Source organism: Geminocystis sp. NIES-3709 (assembly GCF_001548115.1).
Lineage (GTDB): Bacteria > Cyanobacteriota > Cyanobacteriia > Cyanobacteriales > Cyanobacteriaceae > Geminocystis.
Genome location: NZ_AP014821.1, coordinates 1,556,608 through 1,583,531 on the forward strand (window position 1 = coordinate 1,556,608; position 26,924 = coordinate 1,583,531).

The following is a 26,924-nucleotide window of genomic DNA, read 5'->3' on the forward strand; positions in this document are numbered from 1 at the left end:
AGCCTTTGACGAGGATTGAACTCGTGACCTCACCCTTACCAAGGGTGTGCTCTACCACTGAGCTACAAAGGCAGTGGGCCGAGCTGGATTTGAACCAGCGTAGGCATAGCCAGCGGATTTACAGTCCGCCCCCATTAACCACTCGGGCATCGACCCATTTGTTTTCACATTTACTAATTATAGCTCATCTTTTTTTTTAATGCCAACTTTTTTGTTTAATTTTTATCCAGTTTGCCCAATGCGAGGTTCTGTTCCTGCTATAATTCGATCGATATTAGTACGATGACGAACAATTACATAAATACCTGCAATAATGGTAAAACTTATATAGGGTATAGTCGGGTTAAATATAACCATTAATATATTAACGGCGATCGCCGCAGAGATCGAACTCAAAGATACTATTTTGCAAATGCCTAAAATCGTCAGAAAAATAGTAAAAGTACCGAATCCTACCACCGGATTCATTGCCAGTAAAATACCTAAACTAATAGCGGCGGATTTTCCACCAGAAAAGTTAAGCCAAATGGACTTACTGTGACCAATAACTGCTATTAATGAAGCTATAGCGATTAACCATCCTTGCCACTGAATTGGTAATATATCGAAGTAAATATAAGTTAATTTGACTAAATATACTGCTAATACTCCTTTGATCATATCAATTAACAATACAGCGATCGCTGCCCCTTTCCCTACATTTCTGAGTACGTTTGTCGCACCAGTAGAACCGGAGCCAAATTCTCGAATATCAATACCTTTCAATGCACGAGCTATTATATATCCTGTGGGAATAGAGCCGAGTATATAAGCAACAAGAACAAGGCTTACACTAATCAATAAATAAGTAGTCATAAATCAGTGAATAGTGAATAATAATATAGTGAATAGTTAATCATTTACTATCAACTATCAACTCTTAATTGTCAACTTATAAATGAAAGCATTATTTTTAGATAGGGATGGAGTGGTAATAAAATATATTCCTTATCTTAGTCAAGCAGAACAAGTACATATTTCTCAAGGGGCAAAAGAAGCCTTAAAAACTTGGCAAACCCAAGGATATAAATTAGTTATCGTGACAAATCAATCGGGTATTAGCCGAGGTTATTTTAATTATGATGATGTCATTGCTATACATCAAAAAATCTTAGATGAATATGGGCAATTTGGAGTAAAATTCGAGGATATTCTTCTTTGTCCTCATCAACCTGCTGATAATTGTCCATGTCGCAAACCATCTCCATATCTATTGTTAAATTATAGTCAAAAACACAATATTGATCTATCTCGATCGTACTTTATCGGAGATGCGCCCAGTGATATAGAATGTGCTATAAATGCGAATTGTCAGCCTGTATTAGTGTTAACAGGTAGAGGAGAAGAAACCAAATCAAAATTGTCGAAATATCCTATTTCTATTCCTATTTTTAATTCTCTCTGTGAAACTGTAGAATTAGCAATCATGGGTAATGAGGAATGAGTAATTTAGTCCCTAAGAGAGATTTTTACTATTGGTTTCCGTATAATAATAAATTACACAGTGGGTTATTGTGGTTAATTTTTAACTCCTAACTCCTAACTCCTAACTCCTAACTCCTAACTCCTAACTCCTAACTCCTAACTCCTAACTCCTAACTCCTAACTCCTAACTCCTAACTCCTAAAATGGTTTTTTTCTCTACCAACGAAACGTTAACAACTCAAGCAGAAAATATTCTTAACGCTACATGGCAAAAATTCCCAACTTTAGCAAAAAATCAGATCGCTTTGACTTGGATTGTCTATGATGAGCCTGTGATAGTTAATACTGGTGGTGCTTTATCTCCAGAAGAATTTTGGCAATATCCCTTACAGGGTTTTAGTTATAGGGGTGTCGAAACAATTTATCCCGCTAGTGTTGTTAAATTATTCTATTTGGTTGCTATTTATGAATGGTTACAAGGAAGAATGGTTACAGAATCTTCAGAGTTGAATCGTGGTATAAAAGATATGATTGTGGATTCTAGTAATGATGCTACCAGTTTTGTTGTTGATGTATTAAGTGGGACTACTTCTGGTGCTGAATTATCGATCGGACCATTTGAAACATGGAAGTATCAAAGAAATATCGTAAATCGATATTATCAATCTTTGGGATGGGAAGAATTATCTACCATTAATGTTAACCAAAAAACATGGAGTGATGGCCCTTACGGTAGAGAAAGAATGTTTGTAGGAGAAATTTACGATAATCGCAATATGTTAACGACAAATGCTGTAGCGAGATTATTCCATAGTATCATTGGAGGGGTTGCAGTTTCTTCTATGGCTTCTCAAAAAATGATGGATTTATTAAAAAGAGATGTCGATCGTAAAACTCTAGGAGAAAATGAAGAAGAAAACCAAATTAATGGTTTTTTAGGAGAAAGTCTTCCTCATAATAGTAATTTATGGTCAAAAGCAGGATGGACTTCTACAGTACGACATGATTGTGCCTATATTGAAATCCAAGACAAAAAACCCTACATTCTGATTGTCTTTACTGAAGGAAAAGAAAACAGTAAAAATCGTAACATCATACCGTTTATTTCCCGTCAGTTTTCGGAAATAGTCTAATTTTAAATTTTAATTTTTTCTTCAACAGAGAATATAGAAAATAAAACAACCTAGTTAAAATGTTTAATTCTTTGTTTAGAAATCATAAAAAAGTTAACTTGTCAAATAAAATCTTTTGTCATACTTGGCAAATATTTTTAGAATTAGTGCAATTTATTCTCAATACTGTTAAAATAGCTAAGGAAATTAATGATAAATTTTATAGTTAAAGAAATTAAATGAACAAAGTTAGCAGAAGATTATTCTTAGGAGCTGGCGGTGCTTTAGGAGCAGTAGCTTTAGCAGAATTTACCGGCGTAAAAACTTCTTTTGCCCAAAGGGGACAACAGATTAATTTATATTCATCTCGTCACTACAATACAGATAACAGATTATATACAGATTTTCAAAAACAAACAGGAATTAAAGTCAACTTAATTGAAGGAAAAGGAGAGGAGTTATTAGAAAGAATTAAAAGTGAGGGACGTAACTCTCCTGCGGATATTTTTTTGACAGCAGATGTAGGAAATATTTGGCAAGCACAACAGGCAGGTATTTTTTCTCCAGTTAATTCTTCTACTTTAAATCAAAGGATCCCGGCAAATCTTCGAGATACATCCAAAAATCAATGGTTTGGATTTAGTACAAGAGTTCGAGTCATTATGTACAGAAAAGGAAAAGTTAACCCTAGTCAATTATCTACCTATCAAGATTTAGCTAATCCTAAATGGCGTGGGAAATTGATTATGCGTACTTCTACCAATATCTATAATCAATCTTTAACTGCATGGCTTTTGGGTATTGATGGACAAGCAAAAACTGAACAATGGGCAAAGGGTATTGTAGCTAATTTCGCCCGTAAACCTCAAGGGGGCGATCGAGATCAGTTTGAAGCTGTAGCAGCTGGTATTGCAGATCTAACTGTTGCAAATACATATTATTTAGCCGGTTATGCTAATTCTACCGATGCTAAAAAGAAAGAAATATTTAGTAAAATAGGAGTGTTTTTCCCCAATCAAGGTAAAGGACAAAGTGGAGCTTTTTCTAATATTAGTGGTGGTGGAGTGTTAAAAAATGCACCGAATAGAGCAGGGGCAATCAAGTTCTTAGAATATTTAACCAGTCCTAGTGCTCAAAATTATTTTGCCAAAGGAAACTTTGAATATCCTGTAGTCAAAGGTGCACAAATTGATCCTGTATTAAAGAATTTTGGTACATTTAGATCTTCTTCTAGTTCTTTAACTGGAGTCGGCCCTAATTTAGCTAATGCAGTTAAAATACTTGATCGAGCAGGTTGGAAGTAAATTTTAGAGTAGGGGAGAAAATATAAAAATTAAACATTCTTATTCTCTCCTAAGTTCAGACGCATCTGAGTAAAATGTTGAGCATCGGCAATAGGTAAGAGTAAACCGTAAGTCAATGTTCGGAATTTACTAAAGTTTTTTTTGTCAAGTATTTGCAATATTTCGTTACATTAGAAGAGTAACAAATCAAGAAAAAAATAAACTATGTACACTACCATCAACGAAGAAGGAACTCTCAATAATTATGCCCGTGAACCCCAGATGTACTATAGTAATTATCCATCTCCAGAACAGCAACGTAATTATCTCAAATGGGGAACTCTTGCATTATTACTATTAACTTCCTTACTGTTAACAACTTTAGCAGTTAGTTAAAAATAATTACTGATTAAAACGAGAATGAAAAATTTTTGTAAGGATTGAAAATTAAAGATTTTTCGTTCTCCGTTGACAGTATCAAGCCGACTTAATGGCTAAGTAAACTAAGACGGATTTAACTTTTAAGAAACAGATTGGGGAGACGAGGAATTAGAAACAAGGAATAAGTAGATCTCATTTTCGTTATTACACTAGAGTTTCTAAATTTTGATAGTCAATATTTTTTCTCCTACAACTATCATGGATTTCTTAAATTTTAACGCAAACACCAAAAAGCACCCCCTAAATTAATAGAGAGTGCTTTTCAGTTATTATTTTATTTAATAATCAAACTTAACCGTTGATTACAGGAGCAGATACAGGCTCTGCACTTGCTAAATCTAAGGGGAAGTTGTGAGCATTACGTTCGTGCATTACTTCGATACCGATGTTTGCACGGTTTAATACGTCTGCCCAAGTTCCAATTACATGACCTTGGCTATCTAAGATAGATTGGTTGAAGTTGAAACCGTTTAAGTTGAATGCCATGGTACTTACACCCATTGCGGTGAACCAAATACCAATGACAGGCCATGCACCTAAGAAGAAGTGTAACGCACGGCTATTATTGAAGGACGCATATTGGAAGATTAAACGACCAAAGTATCCATGAGCCGCTACGATGTTGTAGGTTTCTTCTTCTTGACCGAATTTGTAACCATAGTTTTGAGACTCGGTTTCGGTGGTTTCACGAACTAAAGAAGAAGTTACGAGAGAACCGTGCATTGCGGAGAATAAAGAACCACCAAACACACCTGCTACTCCTAACATATGGAAGGGGTGCATTAAAATGTTATGCTCTGCTTGGAACACGAACATGAAGTTAAAGGTTCCAGAGATTCCTAAAGGCATACCATCAGAGAAGGAACCTTGACCGATGGGGTAGATTAAGAATACTGCGCTTGCAGCAGACACAGGTGCTGAGTAAGCAACACAGATCCAAGGACGCATACCTAAGCGGAAAGATAATTCCCACTGACGGCCCATGTAGCAGAAGATTCCGATTAAGAAATGGAATACTACTAATTGGTAAGGACCACCGTTGTATAACCACTCATCTAAAGATGCTGCTTCCCAAATGGGGTAGAAGTGTAAACCAATAGCGTTGGAAGAAGGAACAACCGCACCAGAGATGATGTTGTTACCGTATAACAAAGATCCAGCTACAGGCTCACGAATACCGTCAATGTCAACGGGAGGAGCTGCGATAAAGGCGATAATAAAACAAGTGGTAGCAGTTAAGAGGGTAGGGATCATCAAAGTACCGAACCAACCTACATATAAGCGGTTGTTGGTAGAAGTGATCCACTGACAAAACTGCTCCCAAGTGGAAGACTGTTGTTGTTGTAAAGTGGTAGTCATCTTTTTATGATTTCTTTATTTGTGTATGATATTTTCGAGGTACGAATTAAGCGATTTCTCACTATAGTTATTATATTAAAGGATATATAAAGTTTTGTCAAGTTTTTTCATAATTTTTTTTGAAATTCTTATTTAAGTGACAAAAAAGAATCTATAGAAAGGCAAAAGTCTTATCCATAGAGGGTTATATTATCAAAATTAATTTTAATTTAATTTAAACTTTTGTGATTTTTGAGAAAATTTTTAAGTGAAGTTGAGTAGTCTGTGAAATTCTGATTTGACAAATTTATAACATTCACAAGCAGTGGATTCGAGAATAATTCTTTCTAATATGGTTATATGTCCCCTTGTATAACGGATTATACCGGCTTTTTGAAACTTTTGAGCTACTTCAGTAACGCTCGATCGTCTAACTCCTAACATTTGGGCAATAAATTGTTGAGTTAAGGGTAATTCATCTTGATTAACAGAATCATGGGCAAATAATAACCAACAAGCAAATTGTTTGTCAATGGAATGATGACATTTACAGACAGCATTTTGAGATATTTGAGTCAGTCGAGCTTGAGTATATAATAATAATATTCGCTGAAGTTCTCCCGATCGATGAGATTCAGTTAAAAATATTTTAGCATCCAATTTCATGGCACTATCAGGAATTTGTACGATCGTATCACTGGTGGCATGATTTCCCCCTAAAAATACAGGAAGTCCCACAAATCCTTCATTTCCGATTAAACCAATCTCAGTGGTGCTTTTATCCGATAGAATTGACACCAGAGAAATCATAGAATGTAGGGGAAAATAAACATATTCAATTTCCTGATGTAGCTTATAAATCACTTGCCCTGATGTTAAAGAAACATTTTCCAGATTGAAAAATAGTATTTTATATTCATCTTGAGATATGGACGCTAGTATTTGATTCTCTAAAATTTTATTATTTCTCACTATAATTTGAAGCTAGTATATTTTATACTAACTGATAAAGATGGGAGACAGAGTTTTTTTACAAAGGATTAGGACTTTTTTGTTAAACTTTTATTAATAAGGATATATAGAAAAAAGTTCTCCGTTGGATTTTGCTTGATACATCGCCATATCTGCATTAGATAAAAGATTAGATAAATTAGAGGTTTTTGAATCACCAATGACAATACCAATACTGACATTAATCATGATTTTTTTTTCACTAACATGAAAACAAGTAGATAATGATTTTTGTATGCGATAAGCACAATCTTTGGCTTCTTGGGAAGAATTAATATGACTTAAAACTATCATAAACTCATCACCACTTAATCGAGCTACATGATCAATATTTCTCACACAAGTTATTAATCGTTTCGCCAAAGTAATTAAAACTTTATCTCCTATTAAATGACCAAAAGTATCATTAATGTCCTTGAATTTGTCAATATCTAAAAATAAAACGGCAAATCTACTACTATGATTTTTTTCTTCTTGATTAAGAATCTTTTGCAAAAACTCTAATAATGAGCGACGATTAGGTAAATCTGTAAGAGAATCATAACGGGATTGATGGAAAAGTTCATTTTGAGTTTGTTGTAATTTAGTTACGTCATGAAGGGATAAATGCCATCCAATAATATCATTCTCCAAATTTTTGATGTTTGATGCTTTAATACTGACGATAATAAAAGACTCATCCGGCAGTGAGAATTTTAGGGAGAAAAAAGATTGTGTTTTGTCTGGATTTATTTCGTTGTTGAATGATTGAAGAAAATCTAAAAACTTTGCTAAACTATGAGGGCTAATAAACCAGTTTAAAGATTTATTTATTAATTTTTCTCTGGGAGTTTTAAACAAATTTACCGCACTATCATTGATAACTCTAATAATGCCATCTTTATCGAGGATTAAACAGCTATCAGGAGAGAATAAGAATAAATTTTCATAGTATTTTTTCTTAACTTCAATATCCCATAAATTTTCCCATATTTGTTGATTTTCTAACCGTAAATCTTCTATATCATTATCAATAGTTAACGAAGGGGGATTTATATATTGAAAATCGAAAGTTATACCTTCAGCTTTTTCTTCTATCAAATCTTCAATATAACCACTACAATTTTCTTTGGCTTCCCATAAGTTATCAAAAGAGCCAAAATAATAAGTCATATCAGGTTTAATGGTATCAATTCTAATCCACCATGATAGTTGAGCAGTCTTAGCTAAAGCGTTTTCTTTAGGGTGATAGTCGGGGTTATGAGTAAGATTAAACTGATTATATTCTTCAACAATATGGGATATTTGTTCATTAATTTTTGCTGTAATTAGTAATTTTTCTTCTAGCAAACCAATACAAAAACTAATATCATCTACAAAACTATGACATTCATCAATGAGAATATGATTATTGGGAATATTATTGAGTACTTTTGCGATTAATTTTTGACGAAAATAGGGAAAAGATAACGCTTGTCGATAAGGGTGATCGATCGTATAATCTTTTAAAAACTGATCGACTTCTGTTTTGACAATGGATAAAGTAGAATTAAAAACTTGATAAGACATGACTTTTATCTCCTTTATTAGAAAAGCGATCGAAAATTTATTTAATAGCAATTCTCAGACTGAAAAGTTACAAAGTTCTTAGTTTTATATGTTAGGTAAACTAGAAAGATACACTTCATAAATCTAGGAAATGCTATAACTCGATCGTAGCGATTTTTTCTCAATTCGTCGGTACGTTATAGTACATTGTTATATTTTCTTAATCTTTAGCCTCGACGAGATCCAAGTAACCGCATAAATTCATCTTGCACTACTCGATAACATTCACAGGAAGTTTCTTCTAGTTGTTTGTGATCCAGAATGACTATTCTCCCACGGTTATAACGGATGATACCTCTATTTTGTAAAGTATTGGCGGCAATAGTAACTCCCGCACGACGCACACCTAACATATTAGAAATAAATTCTTGGGTTAACTCTAATTCATTAGTCAAAACACAATCATATACTGATAATAACCATCGAGCTAATCTTGCTTCAATTTTGTGTTGTCGATTACAAGCGGCACTTTGGGCAATTTGTGTTAATCGGGCTTGGGTATGGAGAAGTAATATTTTTTGTAATGCACCACCTTCTTTAAATTCACGAACTAATATACTGGATTTCATTTTTAGGCTTTTTCCCGACATTTGTACGATCGCGCGACTGATAGTAAACTCGCCACCTAAAAATACTGGTAATCCGATCATTCCTTCATTCCCGATTAAACCAATTTCTGTAGTTGATCCATTTTCCATGATAGAAACTAAAGAAATCATTGCTGTTAGAGGAAAATAGACTACTTGAATAGGCTCATAGGCTTCATGTAAAATTGTGCCGGAAGTTAAGGTAACTTCTTGTAAATGTGGCGCGATTTTTTCAAATTCAGACTCCGATAAAGTGCGAAGTAACTTATCAGACCTCTTGCAAAATTAAATACGAGATAGGATTAACCAGAATAATCTATAATTTTGGGCGATGGAGGATACCTTAAGTATAAGATTTAATTATGAAACTTGAGAGAATAAAAAAATTAAAGCCAGAAAAGTTTAAAAGGAGATTTGGAGTAAAAAAAGAAACCTATAATCTTTTAGTAGAAATAGTCAAAAAAGAACAAAACAATCACAAAAGAGGAAGGAAAAGCAAATTAACAGTGTCCGAGCAGATTTTAGTAACCTTGGAATATTTGAGAGAATATCGAACTTATTTTCACATATCAGAGTACTGGAATATCTCAGAATCAACGGTTTGTAGAACAGTTCATAAAATTGAAAAAATCTTGCTCAAATCAGGTTATTTTTCCCTAGGTGGTAAAAAAGAATTGATAAAAAAAGAGAATGAAATTAAGGCAGTATTAATAGATGTTACTGAAATAGCAATCGAAAGACCAAAAAAAAGACAAAAAATTTACTATAGTGGCAAAAAGAAGGAACATACATTTAAAGCACAATTAGTAGTTAATAAAGATACCTTGGAAATAATTTGTTATGTAAATGGACGAGGAAGAGAACATGATTTTAAAATTTTTAAAAACAGTAGATTACCATTAAGTGAAAAAATAAAGTGTTTAGTAGACAAAGGTTATCAAGGTATAGAAAAAATTCATAAATTAAGCGAAATACCAAAAAAGAAAACAAAAAAAAGAAAGTTAACCCAAGAAGAAAAAAGAAAAAATAGAGAGTTAAATCGACAAAGAATCGTAATTGAACATGTAAATAGAAAACTTAAAATATTTAGAATACTATCAGAAAAATATAGAAATAAAAGAAAAAGATTTGGGTTAAGATTCAACTTAATTGCGGGAATTTATAACTATGAAATAGTGAAAAAAGACATAGCTATTATTTAAGAACTATATTAAAGAATCCAGTAAATTAATTTGTGTATTTTATCGCCAATGGGTATTTACTTTCCTAGGTTGAGAATTATATAAGCAAGAATTATGATTAACTGTATAAAGGCACTTATTTTCTTTAATTAAATTAAAGGCGATTGCTAATATTTTGTCTTATCCTATCATCTTTTTATGTTCATTATAATTTTGCAAGAGATCTATTGAGGGAAATTGAATTTTTATTAATCAAAGTGTAAAAAAAAACTTGCTATTAATAACAATTATATAAAATTACTTTCTTGTCTGTACGTTACCGTACATTGTTAATAATTTTAAAACATTTTCCACCAACGACGACTACCATCAGGTAAAATAGTATTCCAATTTACCTTAGCAGATTTTAATTGTTGTTGATTTACCTTGGCATTTTTTAGATTTGCACCACATAAATTAGCATTAGTTAAATTAGCATTGGTTAAATCTGCACTTCCTAAATTTGCCCCCTTTAAATCGGCGTTTTCCAAATTGCTTTTAGAAAAATAAGTTTGCACTAAATTAGTATTGGTTAAGTCGGCATTACTTAAGTCTGCACCATAAAAATTAGCTTGAGATAAACTTGCTTCTGTAAAAATAGCTCCTTGTAACTGAGAATAACGAAAAATACATTTATTTAATTTACCACCCACTAAGTTTAACCCTTGTAAATTTTGATCACTAAAATCTTTTTTACCGTTGTTAAAAGCTGTGAGAAATTTTTCTGTATCCCATTTAATAGATGCTATCTTATTGGCATTATTACTCTTTCTGTCTTGAATTGCCTTTTCTAGTCTTGCAGTTGCGGATAAAGTTTGGCTTAACTGACTATTGGTTGCATCAGCCATTGTCACATCCCCCATGTTGGAATCTTTCACATTATGTTGAGAGGAGGGAGTCTTATTAATATTTTGACTTAAACTTTGTTGAAAGGGTTGGAGATTAAGGGCTTCAATTAATTCATCGACAGTTTTATAACGTTCTTTGGTATCTTGTGCTAACATTTTGTCAATAACTTTAGTTAACGCTGAACTGATGTTAACATTTTCTTGCCAGAGTAATTTTCCTGTATCTGGATCGATCGCAAAATTTTTCGGAGATTTACCCGTTACCAAATAAACACAAGTTGCCCCTAAAGCAAAAATATCACTAGAATAAATAGGACGCATAGCTAATTGTTCAGGGGGTGCATAACCCATTGTACCGACGGAAAATTTAGTTAAGGCTGTTTGTCCAAAAGTTTTTGCTAATTGGGTGTTAACTTGATCTTTTACTGCTCCAAAATCAATTAATACTAACTTTTCATCTTTTTTTTGTCGTAAGATATTCGCTGGTTTAATATCTCTGTGAATAACTCTTTCCGAGTGTAGATACTTAAGAATGGGAGTGATGTCTTCTAAAAAGCGTCTTAAAGCTAATTCTCCATAAACTCCTGTGGTTTTGACTTCTCTTTGTAAATTTTGACCATTAATTAATTCTTGAATTAGATAAAATCGATCGTTATCAACAAAGTAATCCATTAATTTAGGAATTTGAGGATGATTAATTTTACCTAAAGTTTTGGCTTCTCTTTCAAACAAACTAATAGCGGTATTTACGGCTTGAGCATCTTCTGCCATAGGTCGTAACTGCTTAATTACACATAGAGGATTACCTACCACTGTTAAGTCAACTCCAACAAAAGTCGCTCCAAAACCCCCTTTTCCTAACATTTTAATAGCCCGATAACGATGGTTAAGGATTAAATTAGAACCACAAGCATTACATTGTTTTAATTTTGGGTGATTTTTGGGTTCACTACAATCAGGATTTACACAGTAGCTAATAATCATAGGTTAATCATTGATAATTGATAATTGACAATTGATAATTGATAATTGTTACCTTTTTAATTACTCATTAATTACCACCATTTTCGTTTACCATCAGGCAAAACTGTACGCCAATTAGTTTTAGCACTTTTTAATTGTTCTTCATCAACTTTTGCTCCTTTTAAGTTCGCTCCTCCTAAATTGGCTTCTCTTAAAATAGCACTGGTTAGATTGGCATTTGTTAAATCCGCTCCCTGTAAATCAGCGTTTTTAAGGTTAGCTCGATATAATTCCGCCCTCTGCAAATTTGCTTCTTTAAGATTGGCTTGAGCTAAGTTGGCATTATAAAAATTAGTACGGTAAAGATTGGCTTTTTGTAAATTTACACCGATTAATTTACTTTGGGAAAAACTAGCCCCTGCTAATTTTAATCCTTGTAAATCTAGTTCGCTTAATATTTGTTGGCTAAAATTACGGTTTCCTTGACGATAATCTTGAACAATCACTTCTGGAGTTAGTTGAACTTTTGCTTGGGAAGGAGGCAAAACATTTGATGCTTTTGGGGGGGGTGTATTACTTCCTTGTTTTTCTTTTCTTTTTCTAATGGCTTCCGCTAGATTTTGAGAGGTGGAACTGGCGATCGTAACTTCATCATCTTCATCTGTAATTGTATCTCTATTAAGAGTATCTTTAGCTGAACTCAAATTTACCATGCCACCAGCTAATTCTTGCTCATAGGGTACTAAATCCAAAGCCTTAATTACTTCATCAGCCGAAATAAAACGTTTACGGACATCTAATTCCAACATTTTATTTAACACTTTGGCAAAGTTTGCGGTAACATTGGTGTGTTTTTCCCAAGCCAATTCTCCAGTATTATTATCACATAAATCTTTTGGCGCTTTTCCCGTCAATAAATAGATACAGGTAGCTCCCAAAGCGTAAACATCACTAGAATAGACTGGACGCATAGCTAATTGTTCGGGAGGTGCAAATCCCATGGTACCTACAGAAATTTTGGTAAAGGCACTTTGAGGATTTTGATTCATTAATTGAGTACTAGCTTGTTCTTTTACTGCCCCAAAATCAATTAAGTATAGTTGATTAGTTTGTTTTTCTCGTAATATATTTCCGGGCTTGATGTCTCGGTGAATAACTTTTTGAGAGTGAATATATTGTAAAACAGGCAACATTTTACGGAGAAACTGTTTAGCTGAACTTTCTTGATAAATACCACCTTTTTTGATTTCTTTTTCTAAGTCTTTACCTAAAACAAAATCTTGAATCAGATAAAATTGTTCGTTTTCTTCAAAGTAGTCTAATAGTTTGGGTATTTGTTTATGATCCAATTTTGCTAAAGTTTTCGCTTCTCTGGCAAACAAATCCAAAGCAGTACGATGGGCTTCAGGATTATTCGCTGACAATTCTAACTGCTTAACTACACAATATTGATTTTTTTGTGCCATGTCCACAGCCAAATATGTTGTGCCAAAACCACCCCTACCAATTTTTTTGATAGCGACATAACGCTTATGAAGAATTAAGTCCGATTGACAACTTCGGCATTTTTTGGTTTTGGTATCATTTTGTGGGTTGTCACAGTGGGGGTTGAGGCAATAAATAACGCTCATTCACTCTCCTTTCGACCGTGAGTTAATTTTGATTGTTCATCTCAAGACGTACTATTAGTTTATCGTAATTTTTCAACAGCAAGAATAAAAAATGAGTTCGGAGTTGAGAATTTAAGAATAAAAATGATATGGTATCGATCGATCATCCAAAAATCACCGAAAAGTATAGGTTAGAGTTCACTATGTTCCCTAAGTTTCAATTTAGAAGTATAACCCATCGTTTGATCTTTGGTTGTATTGTTGCGGCTTTATTGATTTATAGTTTGTCTTACTCGCAAATGCGTCAGGTTGTACAATCTGGAGTCGTTACTTGGATGACTGATGTAGCTCAATCTCGAATTGATTCAGTAGCGGTGGAAATTGAGGGAATATTAGAATCTGTACAGAAGAATAGTGAATTTGTGATTGATTCTTTTGGGTCAAGGGAATTTGATCAGGATAGCATATTATCAATACATCGATTAATGGCAGAACAGTCAATCATCAAAACCTTTGCTATTGGTCGTTTTTCTGAAGTTAATAGAGAGTATGATCAATTATTTGGTTTGCGTCGCAATTTTCAAACTTTAACAGAATTAAAAAGTAATGACTCGATCGATTTACTCAACTCCTGTCATAGTAATTCATCTCATGTTTGGTTAACTTCTAAATCTCAAAATTTAATTTATTGCCATCACTTAAATTCAAATCAAACAAAAATACCACAACTAAATGTTGCCATAGAGATTAGTTTAGACTGGCTAGAACCCTTAGTCATTCGTAAACTTAATGTAGTCGATAAAATAAATCATTTTCCCATCGGTGAACCTTTTGTGATTGATTTGTCTAAACACCAATGGTTGGTGAGTCCTTCGAAAAACATACGATCATTATCTTGGTTTTCCCCTGAATATAGCACTGTACCTGAGTTTAAATCGAAAAAAAATACTTCTCAAATTTTTACAGATTCTCAAGGCACTCTCATTTTCACCATTTTACCGAAAACATTTTGGGCTTTAGGTATTGCTATTTCTGAGAAACAAATGACATTATTTCGTCAAAACTATCTTTGGACAATTATCTTATCCATGACAAAGGATATGATTTTAATGTGTTTGGTCATTTTTTTTATATCTCGACAGACAACCAAATCTTTACGGGCTTTAATTGTTAGTACAGAAAATATTGCTCAAGGTAATCTTAATACTATATTACCTATTACTCGTCAGCGGGATGAGGTTGGCAGACTCACAAAGGCTTTTCATCATATGCTTTTAGCTTTAAAAACCTATATTCAGGAGTTACAAGAAACCACTGCCGCCAAGCAAAAAATGGAAAGTGAACTATCCATTGCCGCTCAAATACAACGATCGATGATACCGTCAATTAAAGTAATAGATGGTTCTAATTTAGATTATGAAATATCAGCACTATTCCAACCAGCGAGGTTAGTGGGAGGTGATTTATATGATTTCTTTTCTCTCGGAGACGATCGATTATGTATCATTATTGGAGATGTAGCTGATAAAGGAGTACCTGCCGCATTATTAATGGCACGAACAGTAACTCTTATTCGTACTGTTACAAAAATGACAGATATACCCCAGAAAATTTTACAAGCAGTTAATCATGAATTGTGCATCGATAATGAAGAATGCTTATTTGTCACCTTGTTTTGTGCCGTGCTAGATTTAAAAACAGGTATTTTAAACTATGCTAGTGGTGGTCATGACACACCTTTACTGTTACGAGAAGGAAAAGTTAATTTTTTAGAATTGGAAACTGGGCCACCTTTAGGAATAGAAGAAGATGCTTTTTATCCAGAGCATAGATATTTATTGAAGCCTCATGATTTAATTGTACTTTATACTGATGGTATTACCGAAGCCATGAACATCGAAGGAGAATTTTTTTCTAGTGAGCGACTAATAGATCTTCTTAGAAATAATTCATTTTATAATCCTGCACGAGTAATTTATGCCATCGAGTATTATCATCAACAGTTTATCAAAGAAGCCCCCCAATCTGATGATTTAACTTTACTGGTGCTTCAGTATCATCCCTCAAACCCCTTTTTTCAGGAGATTAATGTTTTGCAATGGAAAATTACCATTAATAAGGAATTAACCGAACTCGATCGAGTTAAGCCCCAAATAGGGTATATGCTACAAAAAGAGTTTATCACAGTGGAATCGATCCAAGATACTCAACTTATTGTGGAAGAAATTTTGGTTAACATCATCAATTATGGAGATAATGAAGATCCCTATGTCATTGATTTAGAATTTGAGATTAGAGACAAAACTTTAACAATAATTTTCCAAGATAGTGGTAAACCTTTTAATCCTCTGACAGAAATTGATCCCCCTGATTTATCTATGGATGATGAAAGAGAAGAAGGAGGACTTGGTTTTTATCTAGTTAAAGAGTTGGCACAGGAAATTGATTATATCTATCGTAACGGTAAAAATATATTAACGATCCATCAAAATATTACTAAAAAAATGTAGATTATATCAAAGGGTAAAGAAAAAATTTAACCTGAGTGAGCTATAAAATTTATGAGTGAAGGTAGCAATTAGCTCTTAGGGATTATTTTTTAGCTTTTTTTTCAATTAAAGAATAAGTAATCTAATTACTAATGTTGACCAAAAGTTTAACTTAATAATATCTGATAGCTACCCTTTCGACAATATTTTTTAACTTTTTCCTCTTCCCTTTTTCCTCTCGTCACCGAGAATTTATGATAAAGGTGCAAGATCTAAATATAACAACTTCTATAGTTTAAAACTTCCATTTATTCAAATCAAAATTGTTAGATCAAAAACGATGACATTAGAAATCCAAAGTAAACTAACTGAACCTACTACTATTTGCATTATTCTTAATGGAGAACTTGATGCCGTCACAACACCTCAACTTGATGAATTTATTACAACTAAAGTGAAGACTAATATCAAGAATCTTATTTTTGATCTTCAAACACTAAATTTTGTTTCTAGTGCCGGATTAAGAATTTTTGCAAAAGCTAGAAAAATGATGAAATCGAGAGAAGGAAAAATTTATTTTATTAATCCTACTCCTCAAGTGAAAAAAGTTTTTGATATTGTGAAAGTTGTACCTATTTCTGATGTTTTTCAAAGTGTTGAAGAATTAGATTCTTATTTAAGAAAAATACAGAGTAAAACTACGGATTAAAATATACTTTATTTTAAATTAATAATAACATTTATTACTGTCTTTTTTATATTTATAAAAGATTTTAACGTCTTTTTTTACTATCAAAACTTAACTCGATCGAAACTTATGACCAATCAAACTAAAGTATCAGTAATCGTTCCCGATTTATCATCTCAAGGTACAACGAGGGGTTACACGATCGCTCAAGGTTTACAAAAATTAGGTTATCAAGTTAATATTTTTGGTTTTTTATATGGTGAGCAAATATATCCAGAGCCTCCTTATGCTTTGCCAATTACCTATTTTTATGGGGTTAATTTGCCTAAATTTATAAAAACGGCATTCGATTTTATGACAGAAATTGATGGAGATATTTTATATGTAATTAAGCCACAATTAAGCAGTTTAGGTATCGGATTAGTTAAGGCATGGCGTAGTAAAAAACCGATAATTTTAGATATTGATAATTGGGAAATGGGAAGTTTTGGTGGCGATGATTGGCAATATCAAGGAAATATAATTAATGATATTTTGTCTAGTAATAGTGCATTGAAAAAACCGAGCTATCCTTTATATATTAAGTGGTTAGAAAAATCGATCGAAAAAGTAAATGGTATCACCGTTAGCAGTAAATTTTTAGAATATCGTTATGGTGGTACTTATCTACCTAATGTGAAAGATACAGATTTATTTGATCCTAGTAAATTCGATCGCACAGCTATTCTTGGTAAATACGGGTTATCCGATTATAAAATATTAATGTTTACAGGTACAGCAAAACCAGATCAAGGAATAGAAGACATCCTGAAGGCTTTAGACACTTTGAATCAAGAAGATTTGAAATTAGTATTAGTGGGCGGTAACAAAAATCAATCATCCTATGTTGATGATTTACAAAAAAAATGGGGACGTTGGATTGTACAAATATTGCCTCAACCCTTTGATGGAATGCCAGAGTTTATCGCCATGAGTCATATTGTCATGGTGACACCAAGAGATAGTTTAACCACCGTTGCAAAATTTCCCTTCGAGTTAATTGAGGGTATGGCTATGTCAAAACCGATTATAGCAAGCCAGGTAGGAGAAATCCCCAATATTTTATCGAATACAGGATATTTAGTTCCACCTGAATCTCATACCTCGATCGAGCTACAAATTAAAAATATTTTGAACAACTATAGCGAAGCCCAGAGTAAAGGTAATTTAGCAAGGCAACGTTGTATAGAGAATTATAGCATGGATAATCTAACTAAGGGTTTAGCACAAATAATTAGTTTGATTCCGAGAATGTAGAATTAAGTAGATTGGGTTAAACTCAGATCTTTCATCAGTACAATAGTACTAATTAAATAAAACACTAAAAATCAATTCTTATCACTTTTCCCTGTTCCCTTTTCCCTCTGATCACCGAGAATTTATGATAGAGGTACAAGATCTAAATTTAAGCTAATAATCCTCCGACAAATAAATCAAAGATTCTGTCGGCAGGAGTTCTAATAACATTAAATCTGAGAACGAAGTTGTTCCAACATTTTGTCGATATGTGCTATTTCAGGATGTTCTGTTATATTTTTATCTACCGCTTTTTGAGACAACTTAATTTTTTTACCTAACTGTAATATATCATTTACAAGTCTCTCTCGATACTGTTCTAACTCTGTAATCACTTCTCCAATTTCTTCTTTTGAAGGGGAAAGATTCGCTACTTCTGACATGGTAAAATACCTCTTTTTATAATAATCATGAATATAACTTAATATCTTGCCAAATAAGATAATCTTAAGTAAAGTAAACTTTAAAAAAATTTTTTTTTGAAATGGATATTAGTCAAATAGAAACTAAATTAACCTCTCAAGATTTTCAAGATAGACTTGATGCTGTTACCGCATTAAAAGATTATTCTGCGGATGTTGCCATTCCATTACTAATAAAACTTAAAAAAGATCAGCAATTTTTAGTTCGCTCTTTTGTTGCTATGGGTTTAGGAAGGAAGAAAAGTCCAGAATCTTTAGCCACTTTATTAGAAATGCTCAAATTTGATGCCGATACAAATGTTCGAGCCGAAGCCTCTAATTCTCTCTCTTTTTTTGGTGAAATTTCTATTCCTCATTTACAACAGGCTTTTCATCAAGATGATAGTTGGTTAGTTCGTCTTAGTATCTTAGCTGTTTTCATGGATTTTAAATGCCCTGATGAATTATTTGACATTTGTCTATGTGGCATTGCAGGGGATGATTATACGGTAAAGGAAACGTCTATTAGAGGTTTAGGGGAATTAACGAGTACTTTTAAAGAAGATTCTGCCTTAGTAGAATTATTAAAGATGGTAGATGATTCCTCTTGGCGTATTCGGGCTAAAGTTGCTTTAGCATTAGGTAATTTTTCTGATCCTAAAGCTAGAGATGCTTTAAGCAAATTAAAACAAGATCAAGATATTCGAGTTGTTAAAGCTGTTCTGGATGCCACAATTAATAATTAACAATAAATCATCCATTAGTAAATTTTTTAAGTTCGTTAATTAAATGATCAAAATAAGGAGAAATATAATTTTTTTCTTCCGGTGAAAATTCCGCTAAACTAAAATATTTTAAATTTTCTAAACCTAAAATCATAGCAGGTAATGGAACTTTTAATTCTTGGTATAATAACTCCATATTTTCAAGTCCTTCTTGACTGATAAATTCTTTTATTTCACCTCCTATACCATAGCTGATACACCTTAAAAAATGCCAAAAATCTCGCCAACAAGCTAACGCTCTTTCGGGAGGATATAATTCTCCCCCCGGTTCAATAATAGAAGGGAAAGAAATTAAAACTTTTTCCCTTGCTCTTCCTACTATTCGATCGACTTTATCTCTTAATATTTTGCTTTTGGTGAGACTTTTTTCTATATCGGGTAAAAGATTTTGTATTTCTTGAATATTAATATCACTCAAATATTTACCTTCATCATCAGCTTTTTGAAAAATATTAATTACCGATTCAGGATAAATACTTTTTACCCTAGCCGTGCTGAAAATTCTCGCTTTAGGAATTAATTGTTTGGCTCTTTCTGTTAACATAAAATTTTGTGATAATTATTATTTTATTTTTGCCTTGATTAAAAAGTCTGATTCGTTAATTAAAATATCTTGTAGTTCAAAATCTCCTAATTGATTTAAAGCCATTAAACAAGCATATTTAAGATCAAAAATATTTGTTTTTAAACTCTCTTTTAATAAGGGAATAACATCTTTATTTCCTAAATTTGCTAATGCGATCGCCGCCGCTCCACGAGACTTTTGAAATTGAGGAGCTTGATTTTGTAATGATTCAACTAACAAATCGTAAGCAGGTTGGTATTTTAACCATCCAAATAGTTTCATGACATGATAATGTCCCCCATAATCATTATGAGCTAATTCGTTATAGGTTTTAATCAACGCTTCTGGTAAAACATCAGAGTAATTTTCTAACAAAGTTTTACTACCAAGATAACATCGTCCAAAATCCGTATGATACAATTCATTAATCAAAAATTCGATATTAGGAGTTTGATCATATTCATGAACTAATTTTAAATCAGAAGGATGATCCCTAATAACTTGATCTAAATAAGGCTCGATGTCTGCAAAAGTTTTAAATCCTTTATTGATGGAGTTTTCTCCTAAAGCACGAATTGCCCGTAAACGAAAAACCAGAGAAACAGGACAACAGGCAATTTCACTAATAGCAGGATAATAATTTAGATCCATTAAATCTTGAATAGAAGCTCGTCTTACATTAACACTATCGGATTGCAAAAATTCGACAATACGATCGACCTGACTTTGATCTTTTGTTAAAATGGCGATAGCTGATAGTGCAGAACTAGCAATACATAGATCATCGGAATCAATAAACTTTTTAATAACTTCAGTAGCTGGTTGATAGTTTAATTTAGCTAAATTTTGAATAATAACCCGATAATTTTGATCCGATTTATTTAATAATTCCGTAATTTCCTGCAAAATTTTTTCATCTTTAGTACCAATTTGTCCGATCGACCAAACAGCATTTTCAACGGTATAACAGTCATCATCATTTAAACAACGACAAATAACTTCTAAGGCTTGATTTGCTTTGAATTTTCCTAAAGTTTCGATCGCTTTTCTTCTAGTAATGCGATTATAAAGTTGATCATCACAGGTTTCGATCGCTTCGATTAAGGCTTGAATACTACGCTCACTTTTAAAATATACTAGATGAGAAGCACCAGCATAGCGATCGCTAGGATCTTCCAGTTGTTCAAGAGGAGTTTGCAATAATTTAATGGCTTGATCTTCGGTAATTGAAAAAAGACTGCTAAAACGTTTATCCATCAGAATTAGTTAATAGTTAATAGTTTTTAATTGCTAATTGCTAATTGCTAATTTCTATTGATCTTTTTTCCGAGAATACTTAACTGACTTAAACTTAATTACCTGTTCCAAACGAGATAACGCACTTATCGCCGACTCTTTAATGTAAGGATCTTGAGATTCGTCTTCACTTAAAGTTTTTAATACTTCCATTGCCTTATCTTCGGTAATAGAACCCAGTGCATTAACGATCGCCACCGATACAGAGATATTTTCCGTTGTTTGTAACGCTTCGATTAAAATATCCAAAGCTGGGGAACCGATCGCCCCTAAAGCCATAATTGAAACCAAATTAACCACAGGATTCGGATCATCAACAGTCGTTTTTAATGCCTCCATTCCGACTTCAGGAAAAGGCTCATCAGGATAGTTAACAGCAATTTGAGCTAAGGCTTTACCACAACTGGCTTTTACTACCACATTATCACTATTCATCAAACAATCAACAATCGGTTGTACCGCAGTAACTCCAATAACCCCTAAAGTTTTAACTGCCGATCGTCTATAAGTTACATCTTCCTCCCCTAAAAGACTAATCAAACGAGGAATAGTATTTTCATCTTGAAATTCAGCAATGTCAAGCATCGCCCTTTCTCTTAAATTAGGATTAGGGTGTTTTAATTGTTCAAAAAAAGAATCCATATATTTATAAATTTAAAGTTAATAAATTAATTTTTGAAAAAAGTTAGCCATTTTATCTCCTATAGAAATAGGATTTTAGTCCGTATATTTATAGATTGAATTTTTTTATTTAAAAACAGTTTTTATAGGGGTAAAATTCAGGTTAATTTTTGAGTTGATAAGCCAAAATACAATTTGACCAAAAACTAAAAAACCCTTGTTTTATTAGCTTAACCTATTACGGTAAACTATTAAGCCAAGAGTCTTTTAGATATTTAAAGAGTCTTTTATTTTATTAATTTAAAAACTCTGGAATTAACTTTCTTAGGAACTTAATACCAAGAATCGATTTACTCTATCAAAATTAAGATAAAGAGTTGATTACATAATCAAGGAGAGCATTGTACTCAGTTAATGCTTGAGCAGACATATCACGAGGAGCACAACCACGATTACGAGCAAAGCTAAGAGCTTCAACGTAAGGAGCAGTAGGTAATCCTAAAGTACGATAAACTTCACGCTGACCGGCAATACCCCACTCATCAAGAGGACCAGTTCCACCAACAACTAAAGAATAGTTGATTAAACGTAGATAGTGTTTGATGTCACGAGCACATTTTTCTTTGAAAGTAGGGGTGGAATTAGCTTCACCCGCATTATTGAGGTAAGAATACTTTTTGATACAAGCATCATAAGCTTCTTTAGCAACTGCATCGAGGTTAGCAGCTAATTTTTCGGCAGCTTCTAAACGAGCAGCAGCACGTTGAATAGAACCTTGTACAGATTCTAAGTCAGAGGTACTAGGGAAACGTCCGGCAGCATCTGCAGCGGCAACAACTGTGGTAATAACAGACTTCATATCTTTTGTATTTCTAAATTTGACTTAAGTGAACTTGAATTTTTATCGTATTGGCAGGTTCAGACATGGAACAAACCAATTAGGTAAATGAACAACCGTCAAAAGATGGTTATAGATAGACTGATTAGCTGAGAGCAGCAATTACACGATCGAAGTAGCTGCTAGATTCAGCAACTAAACTTGCACAACGATCTTCTACCACAGGGGTACCCATTTTACGAAGTTTAGCACCAGCAAGAGCTTCGCTAGGATTATCTTGAATGTGAGCAGCGGCTTGAGCTTTCATAATAGCAACTGCACGAGCAGTGGACTGAAGGGGAACACCTAAAGCAGTGTAGGTTTCTTTTAAACCATTTAAACAACGATCGTCTAATACGGACGCATCACCTGCTAATAAGGCATAGCTTACATAACGTAAGATAATTTCAGCATCACGTAAACAAGCAGCCATACGACGGTTAGGGTAGCAGTTACCACCTGCTTGGATTAACCCAGTATTTTCGCAAATCATACCAGCTACAGCATCAGATACCATGCAACTTGCATTACTAGCAATAGCATTAACGGCATCAAGACGACGATTACCTGAAGCAATAAAGCTACGTAATTGGTTTAAATCATCTCCACCAATGGGAGCAGTTTTACTATCGGCGGACACAACCGCTCTTGAAAAAGCGTCTAACATTCAGCTCTCCTTCAATATATTTTTTTTTAAACAACGTTTTGGTTCTTTATTGAACCTGTTAAATATAAAGATAAATCATGAGGGATAATTTAAAAAATTCTGAGGAAAGTAATTAACAATCTGTAACATTTATAACAGAACTCGAAAAAATATATCTTGGAATAAAAGAAAAAAATCAAGAAGAATTAGAATTTTCCTAAATTACATAGCGATACTTACAGCGGTTTTCAAATGAATAAACTACAATGTGCAAACCAACCAAAAATCTCATCTTCTGTTATTTGAGCGATTGCTTCGCTAATATTATGGTTTAATTCTTCTTGAGTTCGAGGTTCTCCTTGGCGAAGAAATTCTTTGAATTTTTACCAACATAATTCAATGGGGGATAAATCTACGGAATAACCAAAAAAGAGAAAAACTATCCTTATCTGTGGAAGAAAAATTTGACAGGAGATACTTTTAATGATCTTTTTTCGGTGAAGGTATTGTTTATGAGTTACATAAACATAATATTCCTTTCCCGTTTTTCCTTTTTATATTTAACAGTTATTGATAGGTTACAATCTACATAATCCCCTTTATTTTTTGACATCTTAATAATTAGTTTTAAGGATCCCAAATGGGTTCTATCGAAAGAATATCCATCTATTCTCGATAGTATTTATCAATACTGAGATCTTGCACTCATAGTGAAAAACATCTCGGGTTTTAGATTTCAGGTTTTAGGTTAAGAAAAAACAATTAACTTTAAGCTATTCTGCAAAAAAAACTCTTAATTGTTGCCTCAACCTTCAAAATAGTCAAAAATCATTAAACCTGACACCGACTACCTGCCACCTTTTATTTAGTTTTTATGTATTGGTACAAGATATGAGAATAAACTAAAAAATAGTAATTATGAATTTGATAGAACTTTGATCGAATAGCTAATAAAATTCATTTCTCCCACTACACTAAAATTAAAATTATTATATAACTACTGTAAATGGCTGCGATCGTAATTTGTACTGTTAATGCTCGATGTTTACCCGTTTTAATTGCATCTATCACATTTTATCTCCCATCTGATGTAACAATTTATATATCAGGTTCAAATCTCAAATGTCCTAAACATAAGACGGTTAATTTTTCCAATCAAAGTACTAATTTTGGTGATGCTTATAACTATGCAGTCAAAGAGGCTTTTCAAGATCATCAAGAAGTAGTTATTGCTAACGATGATATTGTTTTAACTCCTGATAGTTGGCAATATTTGATGGAAGATGTTGAAAAATTACGATCGACATCATTAGGATGGGTTGCCAGTCGTTCAGACTATGCCAGAGGAAGACAAAATATTCGTTATACCGACAAAATCCTGAATAACTATCTTCGTTATCCTTGGGAAAATGAAGTTATCGAAGAATCTGTCATAGCTCCTATTTTTGCATGGATTTCTCGCCGTGCTTGGATTGATTTTCCTCCCATCAACTGGTTTTCAGATGATATTCAGTGTTTAGAAATGCGATCGAACGGTTTAAAACATTATATCTCCCGTGCCTATGTTCATCATGTAGGCAGTCAAACCTGTGGCATGGATTATCAAAAATGTGTCCAAGAATCTCGTCTCTGGATCGAAAAACACCGTCCCGATTTAGCTCCCCTTTGGTTTAACAATTCACCAAAAGTTGAAGAAAAAGTCAACATTCTTACCCCCACCGAACGAGAAAACAAGACTTTGATGGGTGTTGAAGAAAAAATCAACATAAGTTCTAGTACCCCAGAAGATCAAAAAATACCGACTTTGAAAGGGGGAGAACTTTTAGAAAACAAAACCGCCGAGCAATGGTATCAATTAGGGGTGACAATGGCAAATATTGGACAATCAGATCAAGCTAAAATTGCTTATCAAAAAGCCCTTAATCTTAATCCTAAATATGCACAGGCTTATAACAGTTTAGGATTGTTAGCCATTGCCGATGAAAATATAGATGAGGCGATCGAGTATTTTAAATCAGCTATTCGAGTTAATCCTAGTTATGCCTATGGTTATAACAACATCGGTTTAGCCTTACAAATGCAGAATAAACTTCCCGAAGCTCAATTATATCTGCAACAAGCCTTACAACAAAATCCTATCTATCACGAAGCCTTAGTTAATCTTGGTAATGTTTTAAGATTACAAGATCATATAGAAGAAGCCATTAAATGTTTTGAACGATCGATCGAACTTAAACCAGACTATGCCAAAGCCTATCAGTGTCTAGGTTCTGCCCTATCTCCTCTTTTACATCAAAATAAAATTAGTGTGGAAGAATTAAGAAATGTTTATTTAAAACTGCAAAGTTTAGATCCTAATTCCCTAGAGGCTTTTACCCGTTTATTTTGTCTGAGGGAGGGTACTTGTGATTGGACAAATCGAGAGTCAGATTTAAAAACCCTTTGGCGTGTCAGTCAACAAGAAATAGAGCAAAAGAAAATAACTACTATGCCTGTATTTGAGAGCGTTTATAAACCTTGGACTCGGCAACAATTAAAGCAAATTGCCATGAGTCACGGACAAGATTTTGAATCCCAATGGCGAAAAAAACGCCTTGAATGCAATTTTCAACACTCTCCCATTCTTAAGGGTAAACTGCGGATTGGCTATCTATCCCACGATTTTCGAGATCATGCCACCAGTCATTTAATGCAAACCCTTTTTAATCATCACGATCAAACTAATTTTGAAATTTTTGCCTATTCTAGTGGAGTTAATGATCAGAGTAGCTATCGTCAGCATATCATGGCTTCAGTGGATCAATTTCGAGACATCGCCAAACTAGATTATGAAGAAAGCGCTAAATTAATCTATGAAGATGGTATTAATATTTTAGTGGATCTCAACGGCTATACTCATGGTTCTCGTACCGCCATATTAGCACTACGTTCAGCCCCTATTCAAGTTAATTATTTAGGCTTTCCCGGTACTATGGGAGCGCCTTTCATGGACTATTTAATTAGCGATCGTATTATAACCCCTCCTGAATTTGCGGAAGATTTTACGGAAAAATTAGTTTTGCTTCCCCACTGCTATCAAGTTAACGACAATCAACAAGTTATCGCAGATACTCCCATCACCCGTGAACAATATAACCTCCCTGAATCGGCTTTTGTGTTTTGTAGTTTCAACAATAAATATAAAATTGAGCCTGTGGTTTTTGATATGTGGATGAACATTCTCAAAGAGGTAGAAAATAGCGTACTTTGGTTATTAGTTGGGGATAAAACCACTCAAGGCAATTTGCAACGGGAAGCCACCATCAGGGGAGTTGATGCCCAAAGGCTTATTTTCTGTGGTTATGTACCCAAAGCCGAACATTTAGCTCGTCATCGATTAGCGGATTTATTCATTGATACCCTTTATTGTAATGCTCACACCACAGCTAGTGATTGTTTATGGGCGGGATTACCCTTAATTACTTGGCAGGGTGAAACCTTTGCTACCCGTGTGGCTTCCAGTCTTTTAACTGCCATTGGTTTACCCGAATTAATTACCACTAACTTAGAAGACTATCAAAAATTAGCTATTACTTTAGCTCGATCGAGCCGTAAATTACAAGCTATCAAGAAAAAACTTGCTAAAAATCGCCTTACTTATCCCCTCTTTGATACCCCTGTTTTCACCCGTCATTTAGAAAAAGCCTATCAAAAAATGTGGGATATTTATGAACAACAAAAACCACCTGAAATGATAGAAATAGATCGAACATCATAA

23 protein-coding genes and 2 tRNA genes are annotated in these 26,924 nt (G+C 33.5%); 10 read left to right on the plus strand and 15 right to left on the minus strand.

Annotated features, from left to right (window positions below; genetic code table 11):
- From GM3709_RS06620 to plsY, 3 genes are all read right to left on the minus strand, one after another.
- Window positions 1–72, minus strand: a tRNA-Thr gene (locus GM3709_RS06620).
- Between the two features lie 2 nt (window positions 73–74).
- Window positions 75–156, minus strand: a tRNA-Tyr gene (locus GM3709_RS06625).
- Window positions 157–222: 66 nt separating this feature from the next.
- On the minus strand, window positions 223–855 hold the full coding sequence (gene plsY / locus GM3709_RS06630) for a glycerol-3-phosphate 1-O-acyltransferase PlsY (protein WP_066117546.1): 633 nt from the start codon (window positions 853–855) through the stop codon (window positions 223–225).
- An 82-nt stretch (window positions 856–937) separates the two neighbouring features.
- Here plsY and GM3709_RS06635 point away from each other — a divergent pair, with 82 nt between their 5' ends.
- The 4 genes from GM3709_RS06635 to psb34 all read left to right on the plus strand — a co-directional run bounded on the left by GM3709_RS06635 (window position 938) and on the right by psb34 (window position 4,255).
- Window positions 938–1,483: an HAD-IIIA family hydrolase gene (locus GM3709_RS06635; protein WP_066117548.1), complete on the plus strand. Its 546-nt coding sequence runs from the start codon at window positions 938–940 to the stop codon at window positions 1,481–1,483.
- A 184-nt stretch (window positions 1,484–1,667) separates the two neighbouring features.
- Window positions 1,668–2,597, plus strand: a complete 930-nt coding sequence (locus GM3709_RS06640) for a serine hydrolase (RefSeq protein WP_066117550.1) — start codon at window positions 1,668–1,670, stop codon at window positions 2,595–2,597.
- A 218-nt stretch (window positions 2,598–2,815) separates the two neighbouring features.
- Window positions 2,816–3,880 (plus strand): Fe(3+) ABC transporter substrate-binding protein, encoded by a 1,065-nt coding sequence (locus GM3709_RS06645; RefSeq protein WP_066117552.1) that lies wholly within the window; start codon window positions 2,816–2,818, stop codon window positions 3,878–3,880.
- A 204-nt stretch (window positions 3,881–4,084) separates the two neighbouring features.
- Window positions 4,085–4,255, plus strand: a complete 171-nt coding sequence (gene psb34, locus GM3709_RS20085; RefSeq protein ID WP_144439415.1) for a photosystem II assembly protein Psb34 — start codon at window positions 4,085–4,087, stop codon at window positions 4,253–4,255.
- 336 nt (window positions 4,256–4,591) lie between these two features.
- On the opposite strand, the gene psbA is transcribed toward psb34, so the two are convergent.
- From psbA to GM3709_RS06665, 4 genes are all read right to left on the minus strand, one after another.
- Entirely contained in the window at window positions 4,592–5,659 is a 1,068-nt protein-coding gene (gene psbA / locus GM3709_RS06650; RefSeq protein WP_066117555.1) for a photosystem II q(b) protein, read from the minus strand.
- A gap of 243 nt (window positions 5,660–5,902) precedes the next feature.
- Window positions 5,903–6,610, minus strand: coding sequence for a Crp/Fnr family transcriptional regulator (locus GM3709_RS06655; RefSeq protein WP_197671870.1), 708 nt, complete (start codon window positions 6,608–6,610; stop codon window positions 5,903–5,905).
- A gap of 93 nt (window positions 6,611–6,703) precedes the next feature.
- Entirely contained in the window at window positions 6,704–8,197 is a 1,494-nt protein-coding gene (locus GM3709_RS06660) for a diguanylate cyclase domain-containing protein (protein WP_066117558.1), read from the minus strand.
- A 206-nt stretch (window positions 8,198–8,403) separates the two neighbouring features.
- Complete coding sequence (locus GM3709_RS06665) at window positions 8,404–8,955, minus strand: Crp/Fnr family transcriptional regulator (RefSeq protein WP_315863047.1); 552 nt, start codon at window positions 8,953–8,955, stop codon at window positions 8,404–8,406.
- 230 nt (window positions 8,956–9,185) lie between these two features.
- Between GM3709_RS06665 and GM3709_RS06670 the strand changes: the two genes are divergently transcribed.
- Window positions 9,186–10,025 (plus strand): IS5 family transposase, encoded by an 840-nt coding sequence (locus GM3709_RS06670; protein WP_082712913.1) that lies wholly within the window; start codon window positions 9,186–9,188, stop codon window positions 10,023–10,025.
- Between the two features lie 317 nt (window positions 10,026–10,342).
- Here GM3709_RS06670 and GM3709_RS06675 read toward each other — a convergent pair whose 3' ends face one another.
- Together GM3709_RS06675 and GM3709_RS06680 are read right to left on the minus strand one after the other, a co-directional pair.
- Window positions 10,343–11,875 (minus strand): serine/threonine-protein kinase, encoded by a 1,533-nt coding sequence (locus GM3709_RS06675; protein WP_066117564.1) that lies wholly within the window; start codon window positions 11,873–11,875, stop codon window positions 10,343–10,345.
- A 71-nt stretch (window positions 11,876–11,946) separates the two neighbouring features.
- Window positions 11,947–13,485: a serine/threonine-protein kinase gene (locus GM3709_RS06680; protein WP_066117566.1), complete on the minus strand. Its 1,539-nt coding sequence runs from the start codon at window positions 13,483–13,485 to the stop codon at window positions 11,947–11,949.
- Between the two features lie 182 nt (window positions 13,486–13,667).
- On the opposite strand from GM3709_RS06680, the gene GM3709_RS06685 reads away from it, so the two are divergent.
- The 3 genes from GM3709_RS06685 to GM3709_RS06695 all read left to right on the plus strand — a co-directional run bounded on the left by GM3709_RS06685 (window position 13,668) and on the right by GM3709_RS06695 (window position 17,937).
- Window positions 13,668–15,974: a SpoIIE family protein phosphatase gene (locus GM3709_RS06685; protein ID WP_071828088.1), complete on the plus strand. Its 2,307-nt coding sequence runs from the start codon at window positions 13,668–13,670 to the stop codon at window positions 15,972–15,974.
- A 319-nt stretch (window positions 15,975–16,293) separates the two neighbouring features.
- Window positions 16,294–16,662 (plus strand): STAS domain-containing protein, encoded by a 369-nt coding sequence (locus GM3709_RS06690; RefSeq protein ID WP_066117572.1) that lies wholly within the window; start codon window positions 16,294–16,296, stop codon window positions 16,660–16,662.
- A gap of 108 nt (window positions 16,663–16,770) precedes the next feature.
- Complete coding sequence (locus tag GM3709_RS06695; RefSeq protein ID WP_066117575.1) at window positions 16,771–17,937, plus strand: glycosyltransferase; 1,167 nt, start codon at window positions 16,771–16,773, stop codon at window positions 17,935–17,937.
- Between the two features lie 209 nt (window positions 17,938–18,146).
- Here the strand turns inward: GM3709_RS06695 and GM3709_RS06700 are convergent, their stop codons facing one another.
- Window positions 18,147–18,359: an acetyltransferase gene (locus tag GM3709_RS06700; protein WP_066117580.1), complete on the minus strand. Its 213-nt coding sequence runs from the start codon at window positions 18,357–18,359 to the stop codon at window positions 18,147–18,149.
- Window positions 18,360–18,460: 101 nt separating this feature from the next.
- Here GM3709_RS06700 and GM3709_RS06705 point away from each other — a divergent pair, with 101 nt between their 5' ends.
- A complete protein-coding gene (locus tag GM3709_RS06705; RefSeq protein ID WP_066117584.1) occupies window positions 18,461–19,123 on the plus strand; it encodes a HEAT repeat domain-containing protein in 663 nt (220 codons plus the stop codon).
- 7 nt (window positions 19,124–19,130) lie between these two features.
- Here GM3709_RS06705 and GM3709_RS06710 read toward each other — a convergent pair whose 3' ends face one another.
- The 5 genes from GM3709_RS06710 to cpeB all read right to left on the minus strand — a co-directional run bounded on the left by GM3709_RS06710 (window position 19,131) and on the right by cpeB (window position 23,188).
- Window positions 19,131–19,706 carry a phycobilisome protein gene (locus tag GM3709_RS06710; RefSeq protein WP_066117587.1) on the minus strand — a complete coding sequence of 192 codons (576 nt, stop codon included), beginning with the start codon at window positions 19,704–19,706 and terminating at the stop codon, window positions 19,131–19,133.
- Between the two features lie 18 nt (window positions 19,707–19,724).
- Window positions 19,725–20,984, minus strand: a complete 1,260-nt coding sequence (locus tag GM3709_RS06715; protein WP_066117590.1) for a HEAT repeat domain-containing protein — start codon at window positions 20,982–20,984, stop codon at window positions 19,725–19,727.
- Window positions 20,985–21,038: 54 nt separating this feature from the next.
- Entirely contained in the window at window positions 21,039–21,665 is a 627-nt protein-coding gene (locus GM3709_RS06720) for a HEAT repeat domain-containing protein (RefSeq protein ID WP_066117593.1), read from the minus strand.
- Window positions 21,666–22,008: 343 nt separating this feature from the next.
- Window positions 22,009–22,503 carry a bleomycin hydrolase gene (locus GM3709_RS06725; protein WP_066117596.1) on the minus strand — a complete coding sequence of 165 codons (495 nt, stop codon included), beginning with the start codon at window positions 22,501–22,503 and terminating at the stop codon, window positions 22,009–22,011.
- A gap of 124 nt (window positions 22,504–22,627) precedes the next feature.
- Complete coding sequence (gene cpeB, locus GM3709_RS06730) at window positions 22,628–23,188, minus strand: C-phycoerythrin subunit beta (RefSeq protein ID WP_066117601.1); 561 nt, start codon at window positions 23,186–23,188, stop codon at window positions 22,628–22,630.
- Between the two features lie 985 nt (window positions 23,189–24,173).
- Between cpeB and GM3709_RS19000 the strand changes: the two genes are divergently transcribed.
- Entirely contained in the window at window positions 24,174–26,924 is a 2,751-nt protein-coding gene (locus GM3709_RS19000; protein WP_231937628.1) for a tetratricopeptide repeat protein, read from the plus strand.